General features: G+C 64.5%; 24 protein-coding genes. 8 read left to right on the top strand and 16 right to left on the bottom strand.

Features of this window, described 5'->3' with window-relative positions; genetic code table 11:
* The first annotated feature begins 68 nt into the window (after nucleotides 1–68).
* From HGK27_RS25655 to HGK27_RS25640, 4 genes are read left to right on the top strand one after another with little or no spacing between them, the layout of a single operon-like run.
* The gene (locus HGK27_RS25655; RefSeq protein ID WP_206243664.1) at nucleotides 69–1,751 is read left to right on the top strand and encodes an FAD-dependent monooxygenase; all 1,683 of its coding nucleotides are present in this window, start codon (nucleotides 69–71) and stop codon (nucleotides 1,749–1,751) included.
* Nucleotides 1,752–1,778: 27 nt separating this feature from the next.
* Nucleotides 1,779–2,105: a hypothetical protein gene (locus HGK27_RS25650; protein WP_206243663.1), complete on the top strand. Its 327-nt coding sequence runs from the start codon at nucleotides 1,779–1,781 to the stop codon at nucleotides 2,103–2,105.
* A 25-nt stretch (nucleotides 2,106–2,130) separates the two neighbouring features.
* A complete protein-coding gene (locus HGK27_RS25645; protein WP_206243662.1) occupies nucleotides 2,131–3,147 on the top strand; it encodes an aromatic ring-hydroxylating dioxygenase subunit alpha in 1,017 nt (338 codons plus the stop codon).
* On the top strand, nucleotides 3,147–3,488 hold the full coding sequence (locus HGK27_RS25640; RefSeq protein WP_206243661.1) for a DUF1330 domain-containing protein: 342 nt from the start codon (nucleotides 3,147–3,149) through the stop codon (nucleotides 3,486–3,488). The genes HGK27_RS25645 and HGK27_RS25640 overlap by 1 nt, the downstream gene beginning before the upstream one ends.
* A gap of 64 nt (nucleotides 3,489–3,552) precedes the next feature.
* Here the strand turns inward: HGK27_RS25640 and HGK27_RS25635 are convergent, their stop codons facing one another.
* Nucleotides 3,553–4,608 carry an aromatic ring-hydroxylating dioxygenase subunit alpha gene (locus HGK27_RS25635; RefSeq protein ID WP_206243660.1) on the bottom strand — a complete coding sequence of 352 codons (1,056 nt, stop codon included), beginning with the start codon at nucleotides 4,606–4,608 and terminating at the stop codon, nucleotides 3,553–3,555.
* A gap of 182 nt (nucleotides 4,609–4,790) precedes the next feature.
* Between HGK27_RS25635 and HGK27_RS25630 the strand changes: the two genes are divergently transcribed.
* Together HGK27_RS25630 and HGK27_RS25625 are read left to right on the top strand one after the other, a co-directional pair.
* Nucleotides 4,791–5,714 (top strand): LysR substrate-binding domain-containing protein, encoded by a 924-nt coding sequence (locus HGK27_RS25630; RefSeq protein ID WP_206243659.1) that lies wholly within the window; start codon nucleotides 4,791–4,793, stop codon nucleotides 5,712–5,714.
* 109 nt (nucleotides 5,715–5,823) lie between these two features.
* Nucleotides 5,824–8,178 carry a TonB-dependent receptor gene (locus HGK27_RS25625; RefSeq protein WP_206243658.1) on the top strand — a complete coding sequence of 785 codons (2,355 nt, stop codon included), beginning with the start codon at nucleotides 5,824–5,826 and terminating at the stop codon, nucleotides 8,176–8,178.
* Between the two features lie 87 nt (nucleotides 8,179–8,265).
* Here the strand turns inward: HGK27_RS25625 and rarD are convergent, their stop codons facing one another.
* The 4 genes from rarD to HGK27_RS25605 all read right to left on the bottom strand — a co-directional run bounded on the left by rarD (nucleotide 8,266) and on the right by HGK27_RS25605 (nucleotide 11,217).
* Nucleotides 8,266–9,174 (bottom strand): EamA family transporter RarD, encoded by a 909-nt coding sequence (gene rarD, locus HGK27_RS25620; RefSeq protein ID WP_206243657.1) that lies wholly within the window; start codon nucleotides 9,172–9,174, stop codon nucleotides 8,266–8,268.
* A 100-nt stretch (nucleotides 9,175–9,274) separates the two neighbouring features.
* Nucleotides 9,275–9,898 carry a hypothetical protein gene (locus HGK27_RS25615; RefSeq protein ID WP_206243656.1) on the bottom strand — a complete coding sequence of 208 codons (624 nt, stop codon included), beginning with the start codon at nucleotides 9,896–9,898 and terminating at the stop codon, nucleotides 9,275–9,277.
* An 84-nt stretch (nucleotides 9,899–9,982) separates the two neighbouring features.
* Complete coding sequence (locus HGK27_RS25610) at nucleotides 9,983–10,636, bottom strand: spermidine synthase (protein WP_322099054.1); 654 nt, start codon at nucleotides 10,634–10,636, stop codon at nucleotides 9,983–9,985.
* A gap of 98 nt (nucleotides 10,637–10,734) precedes the next feature.
* On the bottom strand, nucleotides 10,735–11,217 hold the full coding sequence (locus tag HGK27_RS25605) for a YaiI/YqxD family protein (protein WP_206243654.1): 483 nt from the start codon (nucleotides 11,215–11,217) through the stop codon (nucleotides 10,735–10,737).
* A 104-nt stretch (nucleotides 11,218–11,321) separates the two neighbouring features.
* On the opposite strand from HGK27_RS25605, the gene HGK27_RS25600 reads away from it, so the two are divergent.
* Together HGK27_RS25600 and HGK27_RS25595 are read left to right on the top strand one after the other, a co-directional pair.
* Nucleotides 11,322–12,692, top strand: a complete 1,371-nt coding sequence (locus HGK27_RS25600; protein ID WP_206243653.1) for a tyrosine-type recombinase/integrase — start codon at nucleotides 11,322–11,324, stop codon at nucleotides 12,690–12,692.
* A 135-nt stretch (nucleotides 12,693–12,827) separates the two neighbouring features.
* On the top strand, nucleotides 12,828–13,085 hold the full coding sequence (locus tag HGK27_RS25595) for a hypothetical protein (protein WP_206243652.1): 258 nt from the start codon (nucleotides 12,828–12,830) through the stop codon (nucleotides 13,083–13,085).
* An 87-nt stretch (nucleotides 13,086–13,172) separates the two neighbouring features.
* On the opposite strand, the gene HGK27_RS31205 is transcribed toward HGK27_RS25595, so the two are convergent.
* From HGK27_RS31205 to trbB, 11 genes are all read right to left on the bottom strand, one after another.
* Nucleotides 13,173–13,322: a helix-turn-helix transcriptional regulator gene (locus tag HGK27_RS31205; RefSeq protein ID WP_241127862.1), complete on the bottom strand. Its 150-nt coding sequence runs from the start codon at nucleotides 13,320–13,322 to the stop codon at nucleotides 13,173–13,175.
* Between the two features lie 94 nt (nucleotides 13,323–13,416).
* The gene (locus tag HGK27_RS25585) at nucleotides 13,417–13,668 is read right to left on the bottom strand and encodes a DUF2274 domain-containing protein (protein WP_407674664.1); all 252 of its coding nucleotides are present in this window, start codon (nucleotides 13,666–13,668) and stop codon (nucleotides 13,417–13,419) included.
* Complete coding sequence (locus tag HGK27_RS25580; protein WP_206243650.1) at nucleotides 13,665–14,909, bottom strand: TrbI/VirB10 family protein; 1,245 nt, start codon at nucleotides 14,907–14,909, stop codon at nucleotides 13,665–13,667. The genes HGK27_RS25585 and HGK27_RS25580 overlap by 4 nt, the downstream gene beginning before the upstream one ends.
* On the bottom strand, nucleotides 14,906–15,931 hold the full coding sequence (gene trbG / locus HGK27_RS25575; RefSeq protein WP_206243649.1) for a P-type conjugative transfer protein TrbG: 1,026 nt from the start codon (nucleotides 15,929–15,931) through the stop codon (nucleotides 14,906–14,908). The genes HGK27_RS25580 and trbG overlap by 4 nt, the downstream gene beginning before the upstream one ends.
* A complete protein-coding gene (gene trbF / locus HGK27_RS25570) occupies nucleotides 15,928–16,719 on the bottom strand; it encodes a conjugal transfer protein TrbF (RefSeq protein ID WP_206243648.1) in 792 nt (263 codons plus the stop codon). The genes trbG and trbF overlap by 4 nt, the downstream gene beginning before the upstream one ends.
* Before the next feature lie 4 nt (nucleotides 16,720–16,723).
* On the bottom strand, nucleotides 16,724–18,040 hold the full coding sequence (trbL, locus tag HGK27_RS25565; protein ID WP_206243647.1) for a P-type conjugative transfer protein TrbL: 1,317 nt from the start codon (nucleotides 18,038–18,040) through the stop codon (nucleotides 16,724–16,726).
* A gap of 153 nt (nucleotides 18,041–18,193) precedes the next feature.
* Nucleotides 18,194–18,922, bottom strand: a complete 729-nt coding sequence (gene trbJ / locus HGK27_RS25560; RefSeq protein ID WP_206243646.1) for a P-type conjugative transfer protein TrbJ — start codon at nucleotides 18,920–18,922, stop codon at nucleotides 18,194–18,196.
* 27 nt (nucleotides 18,923–18,949) lie between these two features.
* Complete coding sequence (gene trbE / locus HGK27_RS25555; RefSeq protein WP_206243645.1) at nucleotides 18,950–21,388, bottom strand: conjugal transfer protein TrbE; 2,439 nt, start codon at nucleotides 21,386–21,388, stop codon at nucleotides 18,950–18,952.
* A complete protein-coding gene (locus HGK27_RS25550; protein ID WP_206243644.1) occupies nucleotides 21,382–21,666 on the bottom strand; it encodes a VirB3 family type IV secretion system protein in 285 nt (94 codons plus the stop codon). The genes trbE and HGK27_RS25550 overlap by 7 nt, the downstream gene beginning before the upstream one ends.
* Nucleotides 21,663–22,010: a TrbC/VirB2 family protein gene (locus HGK27_RS25545; RefSeq protein ID WP_206243643.1), complete on the bottom strand. Its 348-nt coding sequence runs from the start codon at nucleotides 22,008–22,010 to the stop codon at nucleotides 21,663–21,665. The genes HGK27_RS25550 and HGK27_RS25545 overlap by 4 nt, the downstream gene beginning before the upstream one ends.
* Entirely contained in the window at nucleotides 22,010–22,984 is a 975-nt protein-coding gene (trbB, locus tag HGK27_RS25540; protein ID WP_206245548.1) for a P-type conjugative transfer ATPase TrbB, read from the bottom strand. Before trbB ends, HGK27_RS25545 begins: the two co-directional genes overlap by 1 nt.
* Between the last annotated feature and the right edge of the window lie 13 nt (nucleotides 22,985–22,997).

Genomic DNA, 22,997 nt, shown 5'->3' with positions numbered 1-22,997 from the left:
CCCGGGGCGGATGGCCTCATGCGCCCCCTGCCCGCCGGTCGCGACAGACAAACAGGAGAACAACCATCATGCGTGAGGGAGAGGACATCGGGCGGCCCCTGGTCGTCATCGTGGGGGCGGGCCCTGCCGGTCTGGGCGCCGCGATCGAGCTGGGCAGCCGACAGATCCCCTGCCTGGTGCTGGAACGCAATGCGCGCGCCGGCCATGCCCCCCGCGCCAAGACCACCCATGTCCGCACGCGCGAACATCTGCGCCGCTGGGGCATCGCCGATGAGCTGGCCAAGGCCGCGCCTTTTGGCGTGGATTACCCCTCGCATGTGCATTTCGTCACGCGGCTGGGCGGGCCGGGCATCGCGCGCTTCGATCATGCGCTCAGCTGCTCGCCCGCGCGCGATGAGCGCTATTCCGAGCATGGCCAATGGATTCCGCAATATAAGCTCGAAGCGGTGATGCGCGCCCATGCCGCCACGCTGCCCGATGTGACGCTGGCCTTCGGGCAGGAGTATCTGGGGTTCGAGCAGGATGCCGATGGCGTGCGCCTGCGCATCCGCGATGTGGCAAGGGGTGAGGAACGCGCCATCACCGCCGACTATCTGATCGGCGCCGATGGCGCGCGCAGTTCGGTGCGCGAGCATATGGGCGCAACAATGCAGGGCACCCATGGGTTGTCGCGCAACTACAACACGATCTTTCGCGCGCCCGGCCTCGCGCAAGCGCATGGGCATGGGCCGGGCATCATGTTCTGGCAATTGAACAGCGAGGTGCCCAGCCTGATCGGCCCGATGGACGATGATGACCGCTGGTTCTTCATGCCCACGCTGGTCGGCAAGGATGTGACCTATTCGCAGGACGAGGTCCGCGACCTGATCCGCCGCTCGACCGGGATCGACATGGATTATGAAATCCTGAGCAGCGACGAGTGGATCGCCAGTCGCCTGCTGGCCGACCGCTATCGGCAGGGCCGCGTGTTCCTGACAGGCGACGCATGCCACCTGCACCCGCCCTATGGCGGCTTTGGCATGAACATGGGCATCGCCGATTCCGTCGATCTGGGCTGGAAGATCGCGGCGGTGCTGCAAGGCTGGGGCGGCCCCGCCCTGCTCGACAGCTATGAGGCCGAACGCCGCCCCGCCCATGACTTCGTGCTGGATGAGGCAGAGGCCAATCATGCGCTTTCGCCCAACCGCCTGTCCAAGCCCGGCCTTGAGGATATGACACCCGAAGGCGAGGCCGCCCGCACGGAACTGGCCGACTACATCCGCACCGCCAAGCATGGGGAATTCTATGCTCTGGGCGTGGTGCTGGGCATTTGTTACGAGCATTCTCCGGTGATCGTGCCCGATGGCAGCGATGCGCACTGGACCCGCTCGCATGACTATGTGCCCAGCGCCATGCCGGGCTGCCTTGCCCCGCATCGCTGGCTGGCGGACGGGCGCTCGCTCTATGACCTGTTCGGGCCGGGCTTTACGCTGCTGGCATTAGGCGGGGGCGGGGGCGGAGGCGACGGCGAGGATGACGACGAGGATCTGGCCCGCGCCGAGGCGGAAGCGGCGGCGCAGGCCGTCCCCCTGCGCGTGGTGCGGCTCGACGATCCGGCGCTGGACGGCCTCTATCAGGCGCGCCGGGCGCTGATCCGTCCTGACCAGCATGTCGCCTGGCGCGGCGCGGCCTGGCCCGAAACCGGCCTGCTGACCCATGTCACCGGACGGGCGCCGTCGCCGGCCCATCAACACAGTGCTAATGTGGCCTGAGCCCAGGCGACACAAGGGAGAAACACGATGTGGATACGTTCCGCTTTCTGGCTGGGCCAACCCAGACCGGGGTTTGAACAGGCCTTTGCCGAGGCCATCGATGGCGAGATTCTCGCTGGCCTCCGGACCTTGCCCGGGGTGCGCGGCGTGCAGGCGCTGTGGCCGCGCCGCCTGGAGGACAGCCCGCCCGCCATCCATTGCCAGATCCTCGTCACCTTCGACGATGAGGCGGGGATCGACACGATGCTCGCCTCGCCGGGCCGGGCCGCCATGCGCGCCCGCGTGCGCGAGATCGCCCAGATGTTCGACGGCGCCATCAGCCACATCGATTATGCCGTGACACAGGCCCGATAAGCCGCCCTTCAGAAGGAAATCCACCATGCCCTTTGCCCGCAACGCCTGGTATGTGGCGGCCCTGCCCGCGGAAGTGACCGACAAGCCGCTGGGCCGCAAGCTGCTGGGCGAGCCCATCGTCCTCTATCGCACGCCCGAGGGCACGGTGGCGGCGCTGCTCGATCTGTGCCCGCACCGTTTCGCCCCGCTCAGCATGGGCATGCTGGTGGGCGGCCATCTGCAATGCCCCTATCACGGGCTGGAGTTCGATGGCGCGGGGCGCTGCACGCTCAACCCGCATGGCAATGGCGCGCGACCGGCCTCGCTGAATGTCCGCGCCTTTCCCACGGTGGAGCGCGACGATCTGGTGTGGATCTGGATGGGCGAGGCCGCCGATGCCGACCCCGCGCTGATCCCCGATTACAGCTGCCGCATCGCCGCCGGGCGGCGCACCATTGGCGGCCATATGCGGGTGGACTGCAACTATCGCCTGCTGGTCGACAATCTGATGGATCTGGGCCACGCGCAATATGTCCACCGCGCCAACGCCCAGTCCGACGCTTTCGACCGGGTCGAGCGCGAGGTGGTGGCCGAGGACCGCTGCATCCAGAATTTGATGAAGCTGCCCGGCGGATCGCCCACGGTCTTCGTGTCGAAATTCCTCGATGTGGGCAATCAGACGGTGGATCTGTGGAATGACATCCGCTGGTATCCCGTCAGCGCGATGCTCAATTTCATCGCCTTCGCCATTTCGGGCACGCCCAAGGAGGAGAGCATGAACTCCATGGGCACGCATATCGTCACGCCCGAGACCGATGAAAGCTGCCACTATTTCTACGGCGCCTCACGCAATTTCGCCATTGACGACCTCAGGGTGGACGATGATTTCCGCGCCTGGCAGCGCCAGGCCCTGCTGATCGAGGACAAGCCGATGGTCGAGGCGATCGAGGGCCTGCGCGCGGTGATCGCCCGCCATGCGCTCAAGCCCGCCATGCTGGCCTGCGACGAGGCGGCGGTGCGCGTGTCGCGCCGGATCGATGCCATGGAGCGGGAGACGGCCTGATGCCCGAGGTAGCCGCGCCCCCAACCGCTCCGATGGAGGCCTTTCTGGTCATCGCCATGGACATCAAAGATGACGCATGGCTGGCCCCCTATTTCGATACGGTGCCGGACCTGCTGGCAGAGTATGGCGCGGTGTGGGTGGCCGCATCGCGCCACATAACGCGGGTGGAGGGGGAGAAGCCGGGGCCGGTGCCGGACCGTGTCGCCATCCTGCGCTTTCCCTCACGCGCGGCGCTCGACAGCTTCTTCGCCGACCCGCGCTATGCCCCCTTCCGCGCGATGCGGCTGGCCGGATCGGACGCGGATCTGTTTGCCTTCGAAAGCAAGAGCGAAGCGGGCTGATCTTTCAGAGCGAACAAAAGGGGCGGGCAAGGGTATATACCCTTGCCCGCCCCTTTTGTTCGCATCAAGCCTGCGCCTCACGCGCGGCCATGGCGGCCACGATGCGGCGCATGGCCACCGCCGGAGCGTCGGAGCGGAACTGCACCTCGCTATAGGCGTGGCGGTCCTCATCATGCATGCGCTGGATCTGTTCGATGGCGAATTTGTCCTCATCGAAACCGGCCACGACCAGCGCACGGATCTGCTCGGTCAGCGCCGCATCGGCCAGATCGTAGTTGCGCGCATGGAAATACCAGTAATGCGTGCGGCCCTGCGTTTCGGGCGTCATGAAATGGGCGACGCGCCACATGTAATCGGGCTGAGGCATGGCGCCCTGCGTGGGAAAGAACTCGCCCCGGCCGAAGGTCAGCGCGGGCGAGACGAATTCGACCGTGCTGCGCGCAGTGAAGCCCGCCGCCTCCAGCGCATCGGACAGGGCCGGGCGCATCATGCCGGAGCGGTGATAGGCAGGCGGATTGTCACGGTAAAAGCTCAGCCTTTCACCGGCCACCTCCAGCTTGATGGGCGCCTGCGCAAACCCTTTGGGAAAGGCGAAGGTGCTGGCATGCAGAAAGGGGATATGCGTCAGATCCATCAGGTTTTCGGCCATCAGCAGCCAGTTGCCCTGCAGCGGATACTGCCCCGTGGCATAGGTCCATCCCTCGCCCAGCCAGGGCGTTTCGGGCAGCGGCCCGGGCGCATCGGGCGGGCCCATCCAGATCCACGCCAGAGGCCCCGCAATCCGCATGGGATAGCGCCGCACGGAGACGCGCGGGCAGGCGGCCATGCTGGGAATCTCGACCAGCCGGCCCTCCGCATCATAGCGGGCGCCGTGATAGCGGCAGCGAAGCGTGTCGCCCTCGCGCCAGCCATGCGCCAGCGGGAAGGAGCGATGAGCGCAGCGGTTCTGCAAGCCCACCAGATCGCCATCCTGCTTGCGGTAGATGACGATCGAGCGATCGAGAAACATGCGCTCATGCAGGCCTTCGTCGAACTCATCGGCATAGCCGGCCACATACCAGTGATTGTGCAGCGGCGGGGTGTGAACATCTGCCAGAGTGGGGGATGATTGCTGTGCCATCGTTCTGTCCGTTTCGCGGTTGGCGCGTTCTTGCATGGACGCCCTGCAGCCATGACTAGGTCGCCGCCGCCGCCCTGTTGAGGCAGCAAATGCTGATCATTGATACTCTGACAGGATCATTGCGCGCGCCGCACACGGGGATATAATCGCCGGTATAATAAAGAGGATCGGGAGAACCCTGAATGAAGCTCACGCAAATTCGCGACGTGCTGGCGGTTGCGGAAATGGGCAGCCTGCGCGCGGCAGGGCGGCATCTGGGCATTGCCCAGCCGGTGATCACCCGCTCGATCCGCGATCTTGAGAAGGAGCTGGAGGTTGTCTTTTTCGAGCGGCACGTCAAGGGCATCCGCCTGACCGAGGGCGGCGAGGCCTTCATCCGCCGCGCCAAGATGGTGCAGGCCGAATTGCGCCGTTTGCAGGAAGAGATGAGCACGCTGAAAGGCAATGCCACCGGCGAGGTGACGCTGGGCCTCTCCACCGCATCGGTGATGGTGTTCATGCCCGCCATCGTCCAGCGCTTCTACAAACGCTTTCCCGATGTGGTGCTCAAAGTGTCGGAAAGCCTGTTCCCCCCGATCGAGAAGCAGATCGTCGAGGGGCGGGTCGATATCTATGTCGGGCCGGTGAATATGGGCGGGATCGCCCCCTCGCTGATGGTAGAGCCCCTGTTCGACAACCGCCGTCTGGTGGTGGCGCGGCGCGGCCATCCCCTGTCAGGCGCGAAGAGCCTCGCCGATCTGACCGGGGCGGAATGGATACGCCCCACGCTCTCCACCCGCAGCACCGAGGGCGATTTCGACAATGCCTTCGAGGAGATGGGCCTGCCCGAACCCAAGATCGTGCTGCATGCGCGATCGGCGCTGGTGGCGCTGATCGCTCTGGCCAAATCCGATCTGCTGACCGTGCTGCCGCGCCAGTGGCTCGACGTGCCGGGCCTCTCACGCGAGATCCAGACGATGGACCTGATCGAACCGCTCAAGGCGCCGCCGATGTGCATCGTCACCCGCCGCGACATGCCGCTGACCCCCATTGCCGAATATCTGTGCGATCTGTTGCGCAGGGTCGGCGCCAATTATGCCTTCAACCAGGATGTGGCGGAGGGCTGAACACCGGCCAACGAACCGTTGCGGGTATCAAAGGGGTAAAGATTCATCGCTCGCCTATCACCCTTCTGACTTACCCTCCCCCGCAATCAGATATAAAATGGAGGCGGGGATGCGTAAGCTGTTGTTGTGCACAGTGGGACTGTCATGCGTGCTGCCGGGCGTGTCCCATGCCGCGGATCAGGATGCCGTCGCAGGGGTCGGGCTGAAGGACATCATCGTGACGGCCCAGCGTCGCGAGGAAAGCCTGCAGCGCGCGGCGGTTCCGGTGAACGTGATTTCGGGCGCGGATCTGGTGGCCGCCGGGGCGAGCAACGCCACCTTGCTCAATGCGCAGGTGCCCGCCCTGACGGTGGAGCCCAGCAGCACGGGCAATCTGATCTTCATGCGCGGCGTGGGCAATTTCACCGTGGTGCCCACCAGCGATCCGGCGATCGCCTTCAACTATGACGGCGTGTATGTCGGCCGCCCGACCTCGACCACGGGGTCCTTTTTCGATCTGGCGCGGGTCGAGGTGCTGAAAGGGCCGCAGGGCACGCTCTATGGCCGCAATGCGACGGGCGGCGCGCTCAATGTCATCCCGGAACGCCCCAGGCCGGGAGAGAATTCAGGCTATGGCACGATCAGCTACGGCAATTACAATGCGCTCAACATTGAAGGCGCCGTCAATCTGGCCATGGGTGAGCATGGCGCGGCGCGCCTGTCAGGCACGCTGACACGGCGCGACGGCTATCTGAGCGATGGCACCAGCGACGACCGCACCGAGGGCCTGCGCTTTCAGATGATGGGCCGGTTGACCGATGCTCTCACCGTGCGGATCGGGGCCGATTACGCGCATAATGGCGGCTATGGCTACAGCGTCTCCTACACGGGCAAGTTCACGCTGAACCCCGCGACGGGCGCCTATGCCTTTGCCCCAGCGAACATTCCGCTGAGCGAAGGGCTCTATTCCCCGGCCTCTCAGGCGTTTCGTCAGGGGGTCTATGTGGGCGTGTCGGGGCGGCTGTTGAATGCCCTGACCCCGATGCCCTACCAGAACAATGATTTCTACGGCACCAATGCCGAGATCACATGGACCACCGGCATCGGAACGGTCACCTTCATCCCGGCCTGGCGTTATTCCCATCTGGATTATCTGTCGGACGCCGCCGCATTCTTCGCCAAACAGCGCGAGACGGATGAACAATACAGCGGCGAGCTGCGCCTGAATGGCAACCGCCTTGGCATGTTCGATTATGTTCTGGGCGCCTATTACTATCACGAGCGCGAAAACTACCATCAGGTGATCGACATCATGGCGCAGGAATCCTGGGCGGATCAGGGCATCACCACCCAAAGCTGGGCGCCTTTCGCGCGGCTGACGGCCCATGTCTCGGATCGGCTGCGGCTGGTGGGCGGCCTGCGCTACACGCATGACCAGAAGAGTTTTAACAGCACCAGCATTTCCGGCACGATCGTCTGCGCGGCGACGGTGGGCGGCGTGCCGACCTGCCCCAATGCGCCCTTGCTGCCGGTGCTCGACAGCCCGGCGCAGCTGCCCTTCCCCTTTCCGGCGGCGGGCGTGCTGCCCATTGCCGGCACGGGTGCCATCGTCTCACGCAGCGATGCCACCTTCAACAGCCAGCTGACCAACCAGCGCGTCACCTGGCGCGCGGCGGTGGAATATGACCTCGCGCCGCGTTCTCTGGCCTATGCCAGCGTGGAGACGGGCTATCGCTCGGGCGGTTTCTCGGCCTCGGTGGGGCATGAAACCTATCAGCCGGAATACATCACAGCCTACACCATCGGCGTGAAGAACCGGCTGCTGGACAACCGGCTGCAGCTCAATCTCGAAGGGTTCTGGTGGGATTACGTCAACCAGCAGGTCAACCATGTCGGGCTTGATTCAACGGGGCGCACCTCGAACTTCACCGATAACATCGGCGCCTCGCGGATCTATGGCGTGGAAGGCGACATCAAGGCTCTGGTGGCCCCCCACACGCTGCTGAGCGCGGATGTGCAATATCTGCACGCGCAGAACCGCTCCTTCGTCTACACCACGGGCGCCTCCTCGCCGCCGCTTGTGGGCTGCCCCTACACGCTGTCAGGCGCGGTCTATGTGATCAACTGCTCGAACTATCCGGCCAACAATGCGCCGCGCTGGACAGTCAATCTGGCCGCGCAGCAGACGATCCCGCTGGGCGACTACAATCTGGTGCTGGGCGTCGACACCCAATACAAGAGCAGCCATTACATCAACTTCTACTACATCTCGCAGGGCGGCGGTCTGGTGGGCGGCGCGTGGCAAAGCAACGCCCAGATCGCATTCGGCCCCGCCAACAGCCGGTGGACCTTCGCCATCTATATGCGCAACATGGAAAACAACCGGATTCCGGTGTTCATGTCGCCCGCGCCTCTGCTCTCCACGACGGTCGTGGGCACCACCCCGCCCAGAACCTATGGCGCCAGATTTTCCGTCAAATTCTAGAGCCTGCTCAAGGCGCTCGCATGCCCTGCCCGGAACACATCAGATCGGGCCGGGCATGCGAAAAGTGCCCACGTCAGCGCGGTGTCATCACGCCCGCCGCTGGACCCGGAATTTTTGCCAGGCCCCGACAACGAACACCAGCACCCCCGCCCAGATGAAGAGGAAGGAAAAGGCGCGCAGCGGCGACATCGTCTCGCCGGTCTCGACCCCGACCATAAATTGCAGTGTGGGCGCGATGAACTGCAGGAAGCCGATGGCGGTCAGGGGCATGCGCCGCGCGGCGAAGGCAAACAGGGCCAGCGGGATCACCGTGGACGGCCCGCCCAGAGCCAGCACCAGCGAGACCATCGGCGTCGTTCCGAACACGCCATGCCCGGCGCGATGCAGCAGGAAGGCATAGATGGCAGCCGGGATCACCAGGATCATGCATTCGACCAGCAGGCCCGTCTGCGCCTCCACCACGGCGGATTTGCGCACGATGCCATAGCCGCAAAAGGTGAAGGCCAAGCCCAGCGACACCCATGGGAATTCGCCAAGCGCCCATCCCTGCAAGGCCACGCCCACGGCAGCCAGCGCGATGGCGATGCGCCCCGGGCGGTCGATCCGTTCCTTGAACAGCACCGCCCCCGCCGCCATGTTGAGCAAGGGATTGAGGTAATAGCCAAGGCTGGCCGAAATCGTGTGGCCCGAGCAGACAGCCCAGACATAGATCGACCAATTGACCGCGATCAGCGCGGCCGACAGCAGCAGCGCCGCCAGCGTATGCCGCGGCAAGCGGCGCAGATGCCCGCCCTGACCCGCCACAAGCACAAGCGCGATGGCCCAGGGCAGCGCCCAGATGATCCGCCAGGCCACGATCTCCATCGCGCCGGCCCCCAGCCGGTCTGCCCAGATGAAGAGGATCGGCAGCAACCCCCAAAAGGTGAAACAGGAGATGCTCGCGATCAGCGGCGAACGGTCTGCAGGAACAGCGGGGGCGGCCAGGCTTTCGGTCATACGGCGGAGCGTAAAGTGCTACGCCGCACTTCGCCATCGATTATTGTCCGCCGACAAGCGCCGCGATCCCTGCCCCCGGCCCGGGCGGGCCACGTAACCATTATCCGGGCATATGGCGATAGCGTGCCGCGCGTCCTGTGCCCTCCACGGTCAGATCGGTAAAGGGGTTGCGGCGCGTGTCCGTCACCACCTCATACAGACGGTGGATGTCCGGCAGGAAATGCGCCCAATTGCCGATTTCCGTGGCGGCATGCGCGGCCCAGATCTTGCCGTCCTCATGGGTTTCCGCTTTGCGGCGCCCCACCGCGGTCGACTTGCCGACCACCCCGCGATCCGATGGCTGCCATTGGTGAACGCGATAGCCCATGGGGTCCTGCGTGTGGAGAGAGGCCTCATCCAGACCAAGGCCCGCAACCACGATGACATGGGTGTGATCGATGACATCCCGAATGGCGTCCGGCACATCACGCAAGGGCTCAAACCGAATGAACAGGTCCTGACGCCGGCCATCGTCCCAGGTCTGGGGGGCATTGTGGACAGCGCCCAGAAGATTGCCATGGCGCGGCGGGATCGGCCAGCTCATCGGCTCATGCTGTTCGGGGTGCCAGAGGATGAAGCCCTTTTCCATATTCGACCAGAACCAGTCGATCATGCGCGCCGTGACACCATTCAGAGCCCAGTGGATATGGGTGCCAAGATCATCCTGCTCCAGCCTGTAATCCATAAGCACCCTCCTGCCTGTTCCCGCCTGCATCGGAGGCATGGCAGCGGCCTCTGTCAATTCATTTCGAGGCCGGAGACCGACCTGTCATGGATTGGTTGCGAACCAGATATGGTGACAGGTGCCGTCCGCCTGACGCAAGGCATCCACCTCTTCTTCGCTCACCTGAAAACCGGCAGCGCACAATTGGCGGGTGAAAGCCTCATCGGCATCGGCTGACCAGATGGCCAGAATGCCCCCCGGCCTGAGCGCCTTTCGCGCCGCATGCAGGCCCTGCATGGAATAAAGCCCGTCATTCCAGCGGCGCGTCAGCCCTTCCGGCCCGTTGTCGACGTCCAGCAAAATGGCGTCATAGGCATCGACAGCAGCATGGATCAGCATCGCCACATCATCGACCACCAGATGAACCCGGGGGTCATCCAGGCAGTCGCCGGTGATCTGCCGCATCGGCCCGCGCGCCCATGCAATGATTTCAGGCATGATTTCCGCCACGATCACCTGCGCATCCGCGCCAAGCGAATCCAGCGCGGCGCGCAGCGTATAGCCCATGCCATAGCCGCCGATGAGGAGTTGCGGCGCCGCGCGCGCGCCCAGCCGTTGGCAGGTCAAATGCGCCAGCGACTGTTCCGAGGCGTAAATATCCGTGCTCATCAGCTCATTGTCGCCAATGGCGATGATGAAATCGTCCCCGCTGCGCAGCAATTGCAGCTCCACGCCATCAGGCACGCGGGCCCTGTCCACCAAAACATGCCCACTCATCATCTTTGACTTTCAGTTTGCCGGGACAACCGGCATTGATATTTGGAAACCCCGGAGGGGGCTCGCCCGGCGAGGGCAGGTCAGGCGCGGCCGATCGTCCTCCCGAGCCGGACCAGCACCTCATCGAGGGCGGAGAGAAAGCGCGAGCGATCCGCTTTCGCGAAGGGAGCCGGGCCGCCGATCGGATCGCCCAGGGCCCCCGCGCGCAGATCAGCCATGATTGCGCGGGTCGCGACCGCAGCGCCGATCGAGCTTTGCGTGAAGGGCTTGCCATTGGGGGCCAGCACGCAAGCGACCGCCTTGAGGCAACGATCCGCCAGCAGAATATCGGCTGTAATGACCACGCTGCCGGGCGTGCAGGCCTGTGCAATCCAGTCATCCGCCGCGTCGAAGCCATCGCTGACAACCTCTCGCCGGATCAGCGGATGCTCCGGCACCCGCAGGCGCTGGTTGCTGACGATGGTCACCGCGATGGCGTGCCGCAGCGCGACCTTGTAGATTTCTTCCTTCACCGGGCAGGCATCGGCATCGACCAGGATCTTCCCTCGTTCGCCGACGTTCATGAAAGTTCGCGAAAAATCGTGATTTTAAAGGTGTTGCGTTCAGCTTGGTTCACTGGGATACGTTACCTTATATTTGACGGTTATTCGACAAGTTTGGAGCCACCATGGCAAAGACCCTAAGCGAGGCGCCGATCACGACCCGGAATGCCCGCGCTAAATTGGAGGCCGGTGTTCATTGGCGTGGCATAGACCCGGAAGTTCATCTTGGCTATCGAAAGGGCAAGCGCGGCGGTGGATGGCTGGTACGCTGGCGGAATGGCGCTGGCTATTGCCAAGAAGCTCTGGGCACTGCCGATGATCATATCGCGGAAGGAACCCTAGATTTCGCTGCCGCGGTTCGTGCTGCACGGGAAAAGGTGGTCCAGCGTCGGCGAGACGCGAAAGCCACTGCTGACGGCCCGGCGCAGACCGTGCGAACCGCAGTCGTTGACTATCTTGCCGCGATCGACGCTCGCTACAGTGCCCGGGCCGGCCGCTCTGTGCGATCGTCTGCGAGCTACCGCCTTGGAGTGTTCCTGCTCGGAACTGAGGCCAAACGGAAGCGCAAAGCAATCGCGGCTGCGCCGCTGGCGGACGTGGCCCTGCACGATCTGGACGAACCAAAACTTAAAGGTTGGGTCAGCGGTCTGCCGGGTGACATGGCTGCATCATCCCGTCGGCGATTAGTCAATGATCTGCGCGCAGCTCTGAACACCGCCGCAAAAACGCACCGATGCAAGCTTCCTGAGAACCTGCCGATTGTCATCAGGCATGGACTCGAACTGCCATGTGCGATCGGCGATCATGCCGAAGCCGAGGAGACAGCACGCGAGAACCAAATCCTGTCGGATACCACTATCGGTAGTGTCATCGCGGCGGCACAGAAAGCTGATGCTGAAAAAGGTTGGGACGGCGACCTCGTTCGGATGATTATCGTGCTGGCAGCAACCGGAGCGCGATTCTCGCAGGTGGCGCGTATTCGTGTGCGGGACGTCCAGATCGACCGCAGGCGGATCATGGTTCCCACCAGTAGGAAGGGGGCAGGGAGCAAGAACGCCTTCACCCCTGTTCCGATTGGTCAGGATGTGCTGGACGCAGTGCTGCCCGTCATCTCAGGCCGTCCGAACGACGCTCCATTATTAGAAAGGCCTCATTACAAGCAGGCCAAGGGCGCCGTGCGCTGGACTGTGGTGCGCAGGGGATGCTGGGGCTTAGCTCACGACTTGACGACATTCTGGGCTGCAATCCGCAAAGAGGCTGGCTTAGACGCGTCTGTCGCAGCATACTCGCTACGGCACTCGAGCATTGTGCGCGGCATCCGCAATGGTCTGCCTATTCGGTTGGTCGCGGCGCTGCACGATACCAGCGTGGCCATGATCGAACGTACGTACAGCCGATGGATCGCTGATGGCCTCGATGATCTGGCCGCGAAAGCCGTGGTGCCGCTGGTGCCGCTTAGTGGGCAACTGCAAGACAAGCACCAACTATCCACGTGACGGGCCTCTCGATAGCACTGTGCCCTCTCATCCTCCCGCATCGCCAGTTCCACGCAACAAGTTGCCGGAGGCGTGTGCTGGTCACGGAAAGCCGTGATGGCTACGCTTCCAAGTGAGAGTTGAGCAGTTGCGGACATGGCTCTGGCGCAGTTCGACGGAACCGTGGTCGAGGCGCTCAAGCAAACCGAAACTGCCCTTTCGACCTACTCGCACGAGATGAGCGAGGAACGCAGCCTGGTCCATGCCCGCAATGAAGCCGAACAGGCGAGCCGACAGGCCGGCCGCCTGTTCCGGTTTGGCCGCACCAGCTTCATGGATGTGATCGCGGCGCAGGCGGCTGCAGAGAACAAACTTACTGCATCGCGAGAGCGAATCATCCAGCGCCAAATCTGAATTTTTTGGCGCTGGATGGTGGATGGAACGCTTCCGCGGCGGATCGCGGTTAGCAACTGAGGCACCACAGGTGTTACATATGAATGTTTACTCAAATGCCCCTTCCTGAGCCGCAAGCTTTCCATCCTTTACATCTGTGATCCATGCGAGCAGCTCCTTTTCGCTCCACCGGGCTATCTTGGGGCCGATCTTGTAAGGCGCGGGGAAACGGTACGTCTTGATCAACCCGTAGATCATTGTCCGACCGAGGCCGGCACGCTGGCAAACCTCCGCGATTTTCAGAAATCGGTCGGGTGGTTCGCGGTTGCTCCCACCTATACCAGGGCGCGAGTCAGTTGGTTCCGGCGCCATCACTGCCCTCCTTCCCCAGCGTCCCTCGGGCTTTGGCAAAAGCTCGATCACTTGCCAGAAAGACAGCCAGCATATGTGGCACCAATTCGACGAGCGGTTCTTCCCGACCGTAGGACTGATTGTAAATTGCTGCGTAATCGGTTAGCACGCGGTGCAGATCAGGCGTAACGCTGATCGTCAATTTGACCGGGACCCGCTCGGGCAGTTTGCCCAGCTTGAGCTCTGCCATCATGGCCTCCTTCCAGAACCCCAGGGCTGGGGCAGGACGATGTCCTTGTGAACGACCACCCGCAAAGGCCATCCGGGCCGTACGGTGATCGTCGGTTGTACATTGAGGGCGTGGCTGACGATCTGGTCTCCAGCCCGTGACACACTTTGCTGCGTGGACTCGCGCAGCGCGCGCAGCAGGTCGCTTTCATTGCTGCCGAAGCTGAGCTGCGCGCTGACGCCCAGCATGGTCGACAGGGCAACACCCTTGAGCAATTGCCAAGTATGCACGTCGACCTTGTCAGCCAACCCCGCATAACCCGCTGTATCGCTGGCCGGCACATTGTCGATGCGAACCGACGATCCGTCTGGCAAGATGATCCGCTGCCAGATCACCAGCGCCCGCTTCTGCCCGTAAGCCACCACGCTGTCATAACTGCCGATGAGCCGCGATCCCTGAGGAATGAGGAGATAGTGCCCGGAGGCACTGTCATAGGCATTCTCGGTAATCTGGGCGGTCACGAGGCCCGGCAGATCGGAGTTGAGGCCCGTGATCAGGCTGGCAGCCAGCACCGTCCCCGCGCTCAGCGTATAGGGGGACACTGGCGGCGAGAGCATATGAGGATTGATGTCGCCGGACGTATCCTTGCTTGCGACGAAGTCAGCCTTGCGTTGCTGGCCGCCCGGGTCGTGATCCGGATCCAGCGCCATCTTGGCAGGTCCAACAGGAGCTGCGGCAACCTCTTGAAGTGACGCTCCCATATCGGTGGCTGCCGGCTGCGCGGGCACAGATGACCGCTGAACACCGGCAATCTGCACCATCACGCCGGATTCGCGCGCTGACTTGCGCTGGGCTTCAAGGTTCTGGCGGGCGGTAAGGGCTGCCTGATCGGCGGATGTCGGGGAGGCAAAAGCGGGCGTGCCGCCCAGACCCTGCTGGTGATCAAGAATGGGCTTGCCCAGATCACCGGGCAATGGCGGTCCCAATTGGGGCACGTCACCGTAGGTCTTGGGCGCGCCGGACAGAGCGTCGGCGGGTGCCTTGGTTGCCTGAACTTGCCCGTCATCCTTTCCGGCCAGTTGGCTGGCAGGCGATTTCAGCGCCTGATAGCCAATGGCGCCGATGCCAATCGTGCCAACGCAGGCCAGCGCAATGATCGCCTGCTTCTTGAAGCGGACCACCCTGTGCGGTTGGGCCCGCAGGACCAGCGTTTCCGGGTCGATCTTGTCAGCGGGAGCCGGGGAGGCGCTTTTTGCCTCGCTCATGACGCCTTCCTTTCCGCGCCCGAGGCAGCGACGCCGCCTTTTCGGCTGATCCTCACGATCACCTGCTTTTTGCCGCCAAGCCTGAGCTCTCCGGCCTCGAACAGGCGATCGACGACATAGAAGTGGCCCGACATCCGATAGTTGACGAGTTGGGCTTCACCAGCGCTTCCAATCACGAAGAGCGGCGGCGCCTCCCCCACGGCGATACTCGCCGGAAATTCAATGTAGGTCTGCCGCCCGTCATCAAAGGCACGCAGCGGGCGCCAGGATGGTGCGTCCCCCTCGATCGCATAGGCAAAGTTCAGGCGTTCGACCGGGAGTCCGAGTGCTGCAGCCTCGGGTCTGGCATGCCCCTCTCCCGCGCGGTCCGTAGGCGCGCCCTGCCCTTCCGGCACCTTGCGGGCAATCGCGATCAGCTCACCTTGCGGATAGAGCCAGGAGATCGCCGCCATGGCGGTGCCCTGCGTGCTCAGCATTTCGAGGTGATAGGTACGACGATCGGTCGCGATGATCAGGTTGGTCGACAATCCGGCGGCAAATGGCTTGATAAGGATGTGAGCTCGCTTCGCATCCCCCGCCCCGCTGCTGGTGTCGCCGACCGTCCAGCGCACCGTATCGCCCGCCGCCACCGAAACGATCGTCTCTCCGGCCTGCAGTGTGACATCGGTCACAGCGCCAGGGGCCGCCATCAGCCGATAGAGAGCGCCCTCGGCCCAGGGGTAGACCTGAACCGCATTGATGAAGCCGAATGGCTGGGGTTCGCGCATCGCGCTGCGATTTGCAGCTTTCACATTGGCCTCCGGCGGCCAGATCTGGCGCTTGCGCTTCGCCCACGACGTGCGGGCGACCGCCTTGGCCTTCTGGGGCACTGGCTGCACGACGGGCTGCGCCACAATTTTGGGATTGCTCGCGGCAGGCGTTGGCGCGGACGTGCCTGGCGCAGGAGGTGGTGGGGGCGTATCGGCCTGGGCGAGCGGGATGCCCGCCAGAAGGGCCAGTGCAATGATAAGACAGGACTTCATGAGTGGTTCTCCATCTGAGGCTGCGTGAAGGCGGGGATGTTCGTTTCGGAGCCGGGCTGGCTTGCTCGCGCCGCAGTGGCGTCGGCCGGCTGCTTCTCGCCGGGGACCTCCAGTTCGCGGCTCCAGTCGATCGCGTCGATGTAGAGCCCGAGCGGATTGCGCCGGAGGATCTCGGCGCTGGCCGGGGCCTTCATCGTGACCGTCAACATCGCGGTCCAATGGGAAAAGCCCGCAGGCGCGCCGCGATCATAGGCATTCTCGATCCACTTGACCTGGAACGAACTGGCGCTGGCGCGCACCACGCTGGTCACCGTAACCGAGACGGTCTTTTCACCGACATTGGCGAAAGGATCGGCACTGCGCGCATAATCGCCCAGGAAGATCGCGCCGCGCGGCGACACGAAATCATAGGCCTGCAGCCAGCTCTCGCGCATCAGCACCGGGTCGAGCGTCCTTGCCCGCACCGCCGTGATGAAATGGCCGAGGAACCACGCCACCTGACTATCGGTCGGCTGATATGCCCGGTCGGCGGGCGTCACGGCGCGGGCTTCGCCCAGATGATCGACGGCGACCACATAGGGGACCACACGGCTCTGAAGCGACTGCCAGACCAGCCCGCAGGAGAGGCCGCACGAAAGGGCCAGCATGCCAAAGGCCATGCGCCGCCAGTTATGGGCCTGGACGCGTGCAGAGCCGATCCTTTCATCCCAGAGCTGTCCGGCGCGTTGCCATGGCGTTTCGGCCACCGGCATCTGGCCGTATCGTTGAACAGGGCGCTTGAAGACCATGAGATCACTCCTTCTCTTCGATGTCGGGGTTGGCGCCGGAACCACCGTGATCCCCCGATTGCAGGGCATGGATCGCGTTCTGGCGGCGATTGCGTGCGGCCTGGGCAGACTCCAGCGCCTTGGCCCAGGGCGGAGCGGCCTCATCCGAGGCCTGATCTTGCTGAGTTTCGGGCCCCTTACCCGCAGGAGCCGACGGACCACCGCCCGGGGCACCGCCCGCAGGGGCTTCAGAGTCAGCAGGCTTTTCCTCACCGGCGGCCTGCTTCGTGGCCGTGCCGGCGGCAGCACGGGCGGCATTGTAGACACCGGCCAAACCGGCACTGACGGTTGAGGCTCCGGCGTCTTGCTGGCCGGTGCGATACGCCCCGGCAGCCGCCTTGCCCATGGAGGCTCCGGCACGCACGGCATTGAGCCCGGCGCCGCCGACGGCACGCGCCGCGCCCAGGGCGCCAGCGCCACCGGCGGCCATGCCGCCGCCGACCAGCATGCCGATGGCCATCACCGATCCAGCGCCCAGCTGGGGAGCACCGGCAACCAGGCCCGTCGCGATGCCAGAGCCAAAGATGCCAAGGCCCAAGAGCGCGAGGCTGGCGAGCACCAGGCTCATCGCCTGACCGATATCGGGGTCCTGCCCCTGCAGGCTGGAGGTGAACTGGCTGAAATAGGTGGAGCCGATGCCCACGATGATCGCCAGCACCATCACCTTGATGCCAGAGGTCACCACATTGCCCAGCACGCGTTCGGCCAGGAAATTGGTGCGGTTCCAGAGCGCGAAGGGGACGAGGATGAAGCCGGCGAGGCTGGTCAGCTTGAATTCGAGGATCGTGACGAAGAGCTGCACCGCCAGGATAAAGAAGGCGAGGATGACGATCACCCAGGCGATCACCAGCACCGCGATGGTGAGGTAATTGTCGAAGAAGCTGGTGAAGCCCATGAGCTTGCTGACCTGCTGCAGGAGCGGCCAGGCAGCAGAGAAGCCCGTGCCCGCCAGCTTACCCGGCTTGAGAAGATCGGCAGCGCTCATCGTCGAGCCGCCCGCCGTCAGTCCGGCCTGCTCGAAAGAGCGGAAGATGATGTCGGACAGGCTGGAATAGCTGTTGATGATGAAGGCGAAGGTGCCGACGTACAGCACCTTGCGGATCAGCTTGCCGATGACATTGTCCTCGCCGCCCATCGCCCAGAACAGCCCGGCCAGCGTAATGTCGATGGCGATCAAGGTGACAGTCAGAAAATGAACATCGCCGCCTAGCAGGCCAAAGCCGCTGTCGATGTAGCGGGTGAAATCGCTCATGAACTGATCGATGATATTAAGATCTGCCATGGGAGCTTGTCCTTGCAGGGCCGTAGGTAGCGTTCAGGCAAAAGGGTCGCGGGGCCCGCCTCGAGCGTCGGGCAGCAGGCCCCGCGACAGTGGTGGCGACCTCTTCAACCGGCATCCTGCGTCCGGGAGGCGCCGCCCTCAGGCAGCCGCTACTCAGGGTGTGTAGGCGCTGCCGGAGCCGAGAAACTGGGTGACCGCGCCCTGCGCGTCGGACTGCGACTGGGTGCGGTTGGCACGGTCGATGGCATCGGCGCGGTATTGCGCCGCCATCATGGTCTGGAGTTGCATCTGCTGCTTGGCGACAAGGGCGAGCAGCTGGTTCGTCGCCTGCTGGGCCTGAAGGGCACCCTGCGCGCTCTGGCTGCGATCACTCAGCGTCGAAAGGGTCGCGGTGTCGGTCGCAATGTTCTCGGCAACCTGCGCCTGCACCGTCATCGTGTGCTGGAAGGCGGTCATTGAGGCAGACAGGCGGGAGCGCGCATCGGCGACATGCTGGTTGGCGGTCAGCGCCTGATTGAAACTCGTGGGAAACATAGATTTGAACTGGCTGTCGATGTTGGCGACCTTGAACTGGATCGCCTGAGCCTGGCTCATCAGCTGGTTCACCTGATTGATCGTCTGGCTGATCGCGGTGAGTTCGGGGAAATTGATGGTGGCGAGGTTTTTCGCCTGGTTGATGAGCCCCTGCGCCTGATTTTGCAGCATGGTGATCTGGTTGTTGATCTGCGTGAGGGTGCGCGCGGCAGTCAGAATGTTCTGGCTGTAGTTGCTCGGGTCGAAGACCGTTCCCGCGAACTGCGCCTGTGCGGGCGTGGCCGGGAGGGTGGCGGTCAGCGCCAGCGGGATCATCGCGGCGAGCATGGATTTCCATCGACGTGACATGGCTTTTTCTCCTGACAGGTGGCGGGTTCAAGGCGTGGGAAGGTCGGAAAACTCGGCGATGAGCGGCACGGCCCAGTTGAGGTCGCGCTCGACAAGGAAGCGGGCGAGGAAGGATGATGCCGCCCCCTGCGCCAGCAGCTCATCGATCAACCGCTGGCTGTCGGGGTCAGATGCTGCGGCCAGCGCCAGCGCGATCGGCCCCAGCCCCAGCTCGAAAAGGCGGTTGCCGCGCGAGGATTGGAGATAATAGTGCCGCTTGGGGGTAGCCCGCGCGATCACTTCGATCTGTCGATCGCTGAGGCCAAAGCTTTCGTAGCTGCCGCGGCTCTGCGGTTCGACAGCGCGATCATTGGGCAGCAGAATGCGCTGGGGGCAGCTTTCAATGATGGCGGGGGCAATGGCGCTGTCGGCGATGTCGGCCAGACTCTGGGTGGCAAAGACCACCGAGACATTCTTCTTGCGCAGCACCTTGAGCCATTCGCGGATGCGGGCGGCAAAGAGCGGATGATCGAGAAAGACCCATGCCTCGTCGAGCACCAGCAGCGTGGGCCGTCCGTTGAAGCGTTCGCCGAGGCGATGGAAGAGATAGGTTAGCACCGGGGCGACCGCCCCGGCCTGCCCCATCAGCGCCTCGGTCTCGAAGCACTGGACATCTGCCGCATGAAAGTCATCGCTTGCGGCATCGAGCATTGCCCCGAAGGGCCCCTCCAGCGTGTAGGGCGCCAGGGCTGAGCGGAGCCTGGAGGATTGCAGCAGCAGCGACAGACCGGTGAGCGTGCGCTCGGCCTCCGGCGCGCTGGCCAGACTCGTCAGCGCCGACCAGATCATGTCCTTGACGTCAGGGGTGAGCTGGATGGTTTCCTGCGCCATCAGGGCACCGATCCACTCGCCGGCCCAGGCCCGTTCGTCGAGCCGGTCGATATGGCGCAGCGGCTGGAAGGCGATGCTTGCCCCCTCGCCGGCTCCGCCCAGACCGAGGGCGTGGTGGATGCCGCCCATCGCCAGCACGGCCGCCCGCGCCGACAGGCCTTTGTCGAAGATGTAGATCTGGCTGCCTATGTAGCGACGGAACTGGAGCACCAGCATCGCCAGCAGCACTGACTTCCCTGCCCCGGTCGGCCCGGCGATCATCATGTGGCCGACATCGCCGACATGCGTCGAAAGGCGGAAGGGCGTCGATCCGCTGGTGCGGGCGTGGAGCAGCGGAGGTCCATGCAGATGGGTGTTGCGCGCCGGACCGGCCCAGACCGAGGACAACGGCATCAAATGGGCCAGGTTGAGTGTATGGACCAGCGGCTGACGCACATTGGCGTAGACCTGTCCCGGCAGGCTGGAAAGCCAGGCCTCCACGGCATTGATGCCTTCGCGGATCGCGGTGAAGCCCAGACCGTTGACGATCCGCTCGACGGCGCGCAGCTTGTCCTCGACGCGGGTCTTGTCCGCATCCGCCACCGTGATGGTGGTGGTGAGGTAGCCGAAGGCGACGTGATCCCCGCCCAGCGCCTGCAGCGCCAGATCGGCGTCGACCATCTTGTTGTCGGCATCGCTGTCCATGAGCTGGACGGGCTGATTGTACATCACCTCGCGCAGCAGAGCGGTGATCGACTTGCGCTTGTTGAACCACTGCCGCCGCAGCCGGGTCAGTTCGCGGGTGGCATCGGTCTTGTCGAGCGAGATAAAGCGGGTCACCCAGCGATAGGCGAAGTCCTGACGGTTGAGAGCATCAAGGAAGCCGGGCCGGGACAGTCCCGGAAAGCCCAGGATGGAGAGCGTGCGCAGATGCAGGTCGCCCAGGCGCGGTTCGAGCCCGCCGGTGAGCGGCGTGTCGGCCAGCAGTCCGTCGAGATACATGGGCGTCTCGGGCACGGCGACCTCATGCGGGCGCGCCGAGATGGCAGCATGCAGGAAGGTCAGCGTCTCGCCGTCGTCGAGCGGGGCAATCTCGGGCATGAAGCCTGCGAACAGATCCAGCGCCCGATCCGTCTCCCCAATGAAGCGATCGAGCGCCTGCCGCCAGTCGCGCCCCGTCACATCCTTGCTGCGCTCGACCAGCGCGCGCCCGGCGGCATCGGCCTGATCGGGCGGCGGCAGGAACGTGAGGCTCAGGAAATACAGGCTCTCGAAGTGCGTGCCCGCCGCCTCGAAATCGGCCCGCCGCTCCTGATCGACCAGCCAGCTGGCCGGATCGGGAAAACTGCTCGCGGGGTATGCCGCCGCTTCCCGGCGCTGCGCCTCGATATGAAGCGCCCAGCCCGACCCGAAACGCCGCAGGACGTTGTTGGCCCGGGCGCAGACCGCGACCAGCTCGGCCTGCGTGGCGGAGTCGAGATCCGGTCCGCGAAAGCGCAGCACCCGCAGGAAGCTGCCATCCTTGTTGAGCACGACGCCCGGCGCCACCAGAGCGGCCCATGGCAGATGATCGGCAAGCCGGTCGGCCCGGTTGCGATATTCCCGCAGGTTCAGCATGTCAGATATCCTTTCTGGCGCAGGTGCCGCACCAGCACCGTCGCGAAATCGGGGTCACGGCGGGCTGCGAAGACGGCCAGCGTGTGGCCCAGCGCCCAGGCCGCGAGGCCGGCGATCCATTGCTGGAGGCCAAGACCGAGGGCGGCGGCCAGCGTGCCATTGACGATGGCAATCGCGCGCGGCGCGCCGCCCAGCAGGATCGGCTCGGTCAGCGACCGGTGCAGCGGCACCTCGAAGCCCTCGATGGAGCCCTGCGCCGGGCTGCCGAGCCCGCTCATGCGACCAGGGCTCCACCACCGAAGCTGAAGAAGGTGAGGAAGAAGCTGGAGGCGGCAAAGGCGATCGAGAGCCCGAAGACGATCTGGATCAGCCGCCGGAAGCCGCCCGAGGTTTCACCGAAGGCCAGGGTCAGGCCGGTGGTGATGATGATGATCACCGCGATGATCTTGGCGACCGGGCCCTGGACTGACTCCAGAATGTTGTTGAGCGGCGTTTCCCACGGCATGCCGGTGCCGGAGGCGAAGGCATTGGCGGCAAAGGCCAACGACAGGGCCAGAGCCATGCCGGGCAGCAGGATCTGACGCTGCGCAGAGATACGCGGGGCATGCGAAGGGATCGTCATCACAAGTCTCCTGAAGATGGTGTGGGGGATGCTGGGGTGAGGTCCGCGACCTCGTAGTTGCCCTGGGGATCGAGCCCCCGGACTTCGGCGATCGCCTCCACGCGGCGCGCGCGACCGCGCCCGGCGATAAAGACGATCAGATCGATGGCCTCGGCGATCAGGCGCCGGGGCACAGTGATCACGCTCTCCTGCACCAGGCTTTCGAGCCGGTAGAGGCCGGCGATCGCGTTGTTGGCGTGGACCGTGGCGATCCCGCCGGGATGGCCGGTGTTCCAGGCCTTGAGCATGTCGAGCGCTTCGGCGCCGCGCACCTCGCCCACAACGATGCGGTCAGGCCGCAGGCGCAGGGTGGAGCGCAGCAGATCGGCCATGGTGACGCCGCTCGTGCCGACGGCGAGCGCGGGGCGGGTGCGCAGCGCGACGACATCGGGCGCGGCGCATTGCAGCTCACGGGTGTCCTCGATCAGGATCACCCGGTCGCCCAGATGCGCCATCTCGGCGAGCAGCGCATTGGCCAGCGTCGTCTTGCCCGAGCTGGTGCCGCCAACGATCAGGATGTTGCGGCGCTCGGCCACCGCCTTCGCCAGGTGGAGCGCGATTTCGGCTCCCATCAGCCCGTCGCGCACATAGTCGTGGAGGAGGTAGATCCGGGCGGCAGGCTTGCGGATCGAGAAGCAGGGCGCGAGACTGACGGGCGGTAGCACGCCCTCGAAGCGTTCGCCTGCCCCCTCGCCATGCGGCGGCAGCTCGGCCGAAATGATCGGCGCGCCGGCATGGGTTTCCGCGCGGGCGTGGCTGGCAACCAGCCGGATGATCCGCTCGATCTGGGCAGGCTCGTAAAGCGAACCGGTGTCGCTGCGTCCCTCACCCAGCCGATCGACCCACAGGCGGCCATCGGGATTGACCATGATCTCGACAACCGCAGGATCGGCCAGAGCCGCGCCGATGACGGGGCCCATCGCGGTGCGCAGCATGGATCGGCTGCGC

Source organism: Novosphingobium terrae, assembly GCF_017163935.1.
Lineage (GTDB): Bacteria > Pseudomonadota > Alphaproteobacteria > Sphingomonadales > Sphingomonadaceae > Novosphingobium > Novosphingobium terrae.
This window is presented reverse-complemented; position numbering and strand designations above follow the sequence as displayed.

Excerpts from the sequence above, each read along its gene's own strand:
- HGK27_RS25655 (WP_206243664.1), top strand. The coding sequence starts at position 69 with ATGCGTGAGGGAGAGGACATCGGGCGGCCCCTGGTCGTCATCGTGGGG.
- HGK27_RS25650 (WP_206243663.1), top strand. The coding sequence starts at position 1,779 with ATGTGGATACGTTCCGCTTTCTGGCTGGGCCAACCCAGACCGGGGTTT.
- HGK27_RS25645 (WP_206243662.1), top strand. The coding sequence starts at position 2,131 with ATGCCCTTTGCCCGCAACGCCTGGTATGTGGCGGCCCTGCCCGCGGAA.
- HGK27_RS25640 (WP_206243661.1), top strand. The coding sequence starts at position 3,147 with ATGCCCGAGGTAGCCGCGCCCCCAACCGCTCCGATGGAGGCCTTTCTG.
- HGK27_RS25635 (WP_206243660.1), bottom strand. The coding sequence starts at position 4,608 with ATGGCACAGCAATCATCCCCCACTCTGGCAGATGTTCACACCCCGCCG.
- HGK27_RS25630 (WP_206243659.1), top strand. The coding sequence starts at position 4,791 with ATGAAGCTCACGCAAATTCGCGACGTGCTGGCGGTTGCGGAAATGGGC.
- HGK27_RS25625 (WP_206243658.1), top strand. The coding sequence starts at position 5,824 with ATGCGTAAGCTGTTGTTGTGCACAGTGGGACTGTCATGCGTGCTGCCG.
- rarD (WP_206243657.1), bottom strand. The coding sequence starts at position 9,174 with ATGACCGAAAGCCTGGCCGCCCCCGCTGTTCCTGCAGACCGTTCGCCG.
- HGK27_RS25615 (WP_206243656.1), bottom strand. The coding sequence starts at position 9,898 with ATGGATTACAGGCTGGAGCAGGATGATCTTGGCACCCATATCCACTGG.
- HGK27_RS25605 (WP_206243654.1), bottom strand. The coding sequence starts at position 11,217 with ATGAACGTCGGCGAACGAGGGAAGATCCTGGTCGATGCCGATGCCTGC.
- HGK27_RS25600 (WP_206243653.1), top strand. The coding sequence starts at position 11,322 with ATGGCAAAGACCCTAAGCGAGGCGCCGATCACGACCCGGAATGCCCGC.
- HGK27_RS25595 (WP_206243652.1), top strand. The coding sequence starts at position 12,828 with ATGGCTCTGGCGCAGTTCGACGGAACCGTGGTCGAGGCGCTCAAGCAA.
- HGK27_RS31205 (WP_241127862.1), bottom strand. The coding sequence starts at position 13,322 with ATGATCTACGGGTTGATCAAGACGTACCGTTTCCCCGCGCCTTACAAG.
- HGK27_RS25585 (WP_407674664.1), bottom strand. The coding sequence starts at position 13,668 with ATGATGGCAGAGCTCAAGCTGGGCAAACTGCCCGAGCGGGTCCCGGTC.
- HGK27_RS25580 (WP_206243650.1), bottom strand. The coding sequence starts at position 14,909 with ATGAGCGAGGCAAAAAGCGCCTCCCCGGCTCCCGCTGACAAGATCGAC.
- trbG (WP_206243649.1), bottom strand. The coding sequence starts at position 15,931 with ATGAAGTCCTGTCTTATCATTGCACTGGCCCTTCTGGCGGGCATCCCG.
- trbF (WP_206243648.1), bottom strand. The coding sequence starts at position 16,719 with ATGGTCTTCAAGCGCCCTGTTCAACGATACGGCCAGATGCCGGTGGCC.
- trbL (WP_206243647.1), bottom strand. The coding sequence starts at position 18,040 with ATGGCAGATCTTAATATCATCGATCAGTTCATGAGCGATTTCACCCGC.
- trbJ (WP_206243646.1), bottom strand. The coding sequence starts at position 18,922 with ATGTCACGTCGATGGAAATCCATGCTCGCCGCGATGATCCCGCTGGCG.
- trbE (WP_206243645.1), bottom strand. The coding sequence starts at position 21,388 with ATGCTGAACCTGCGGGAATATCGCAACCGGGCCGACCGGCTTGCCGAT.
- HGK27_RS25550 (WP_206243644.1), bottom strand. The coding sequence starts at position 21,666 with ATGAGCGGGCTCGGCAGCCCGGCGCAGGGCTCCATCGAGGGCTTCGAG.
- HGK27_RS25545 (WP_206243643.1), bottom strand. The coding sequence starts at position 22,010 with ATGACGATCCCTTCGCATGCCCCGCGTATCTCTGCGCAGCGTCAGATC.
- trbB (WP_206245548.1), bottom strand. The coding sequence starts at position 22,984 with ATGCTGCGCACCGCGATGGGCCCCGTCATCGGCGCGGCTCTGGCCGAT.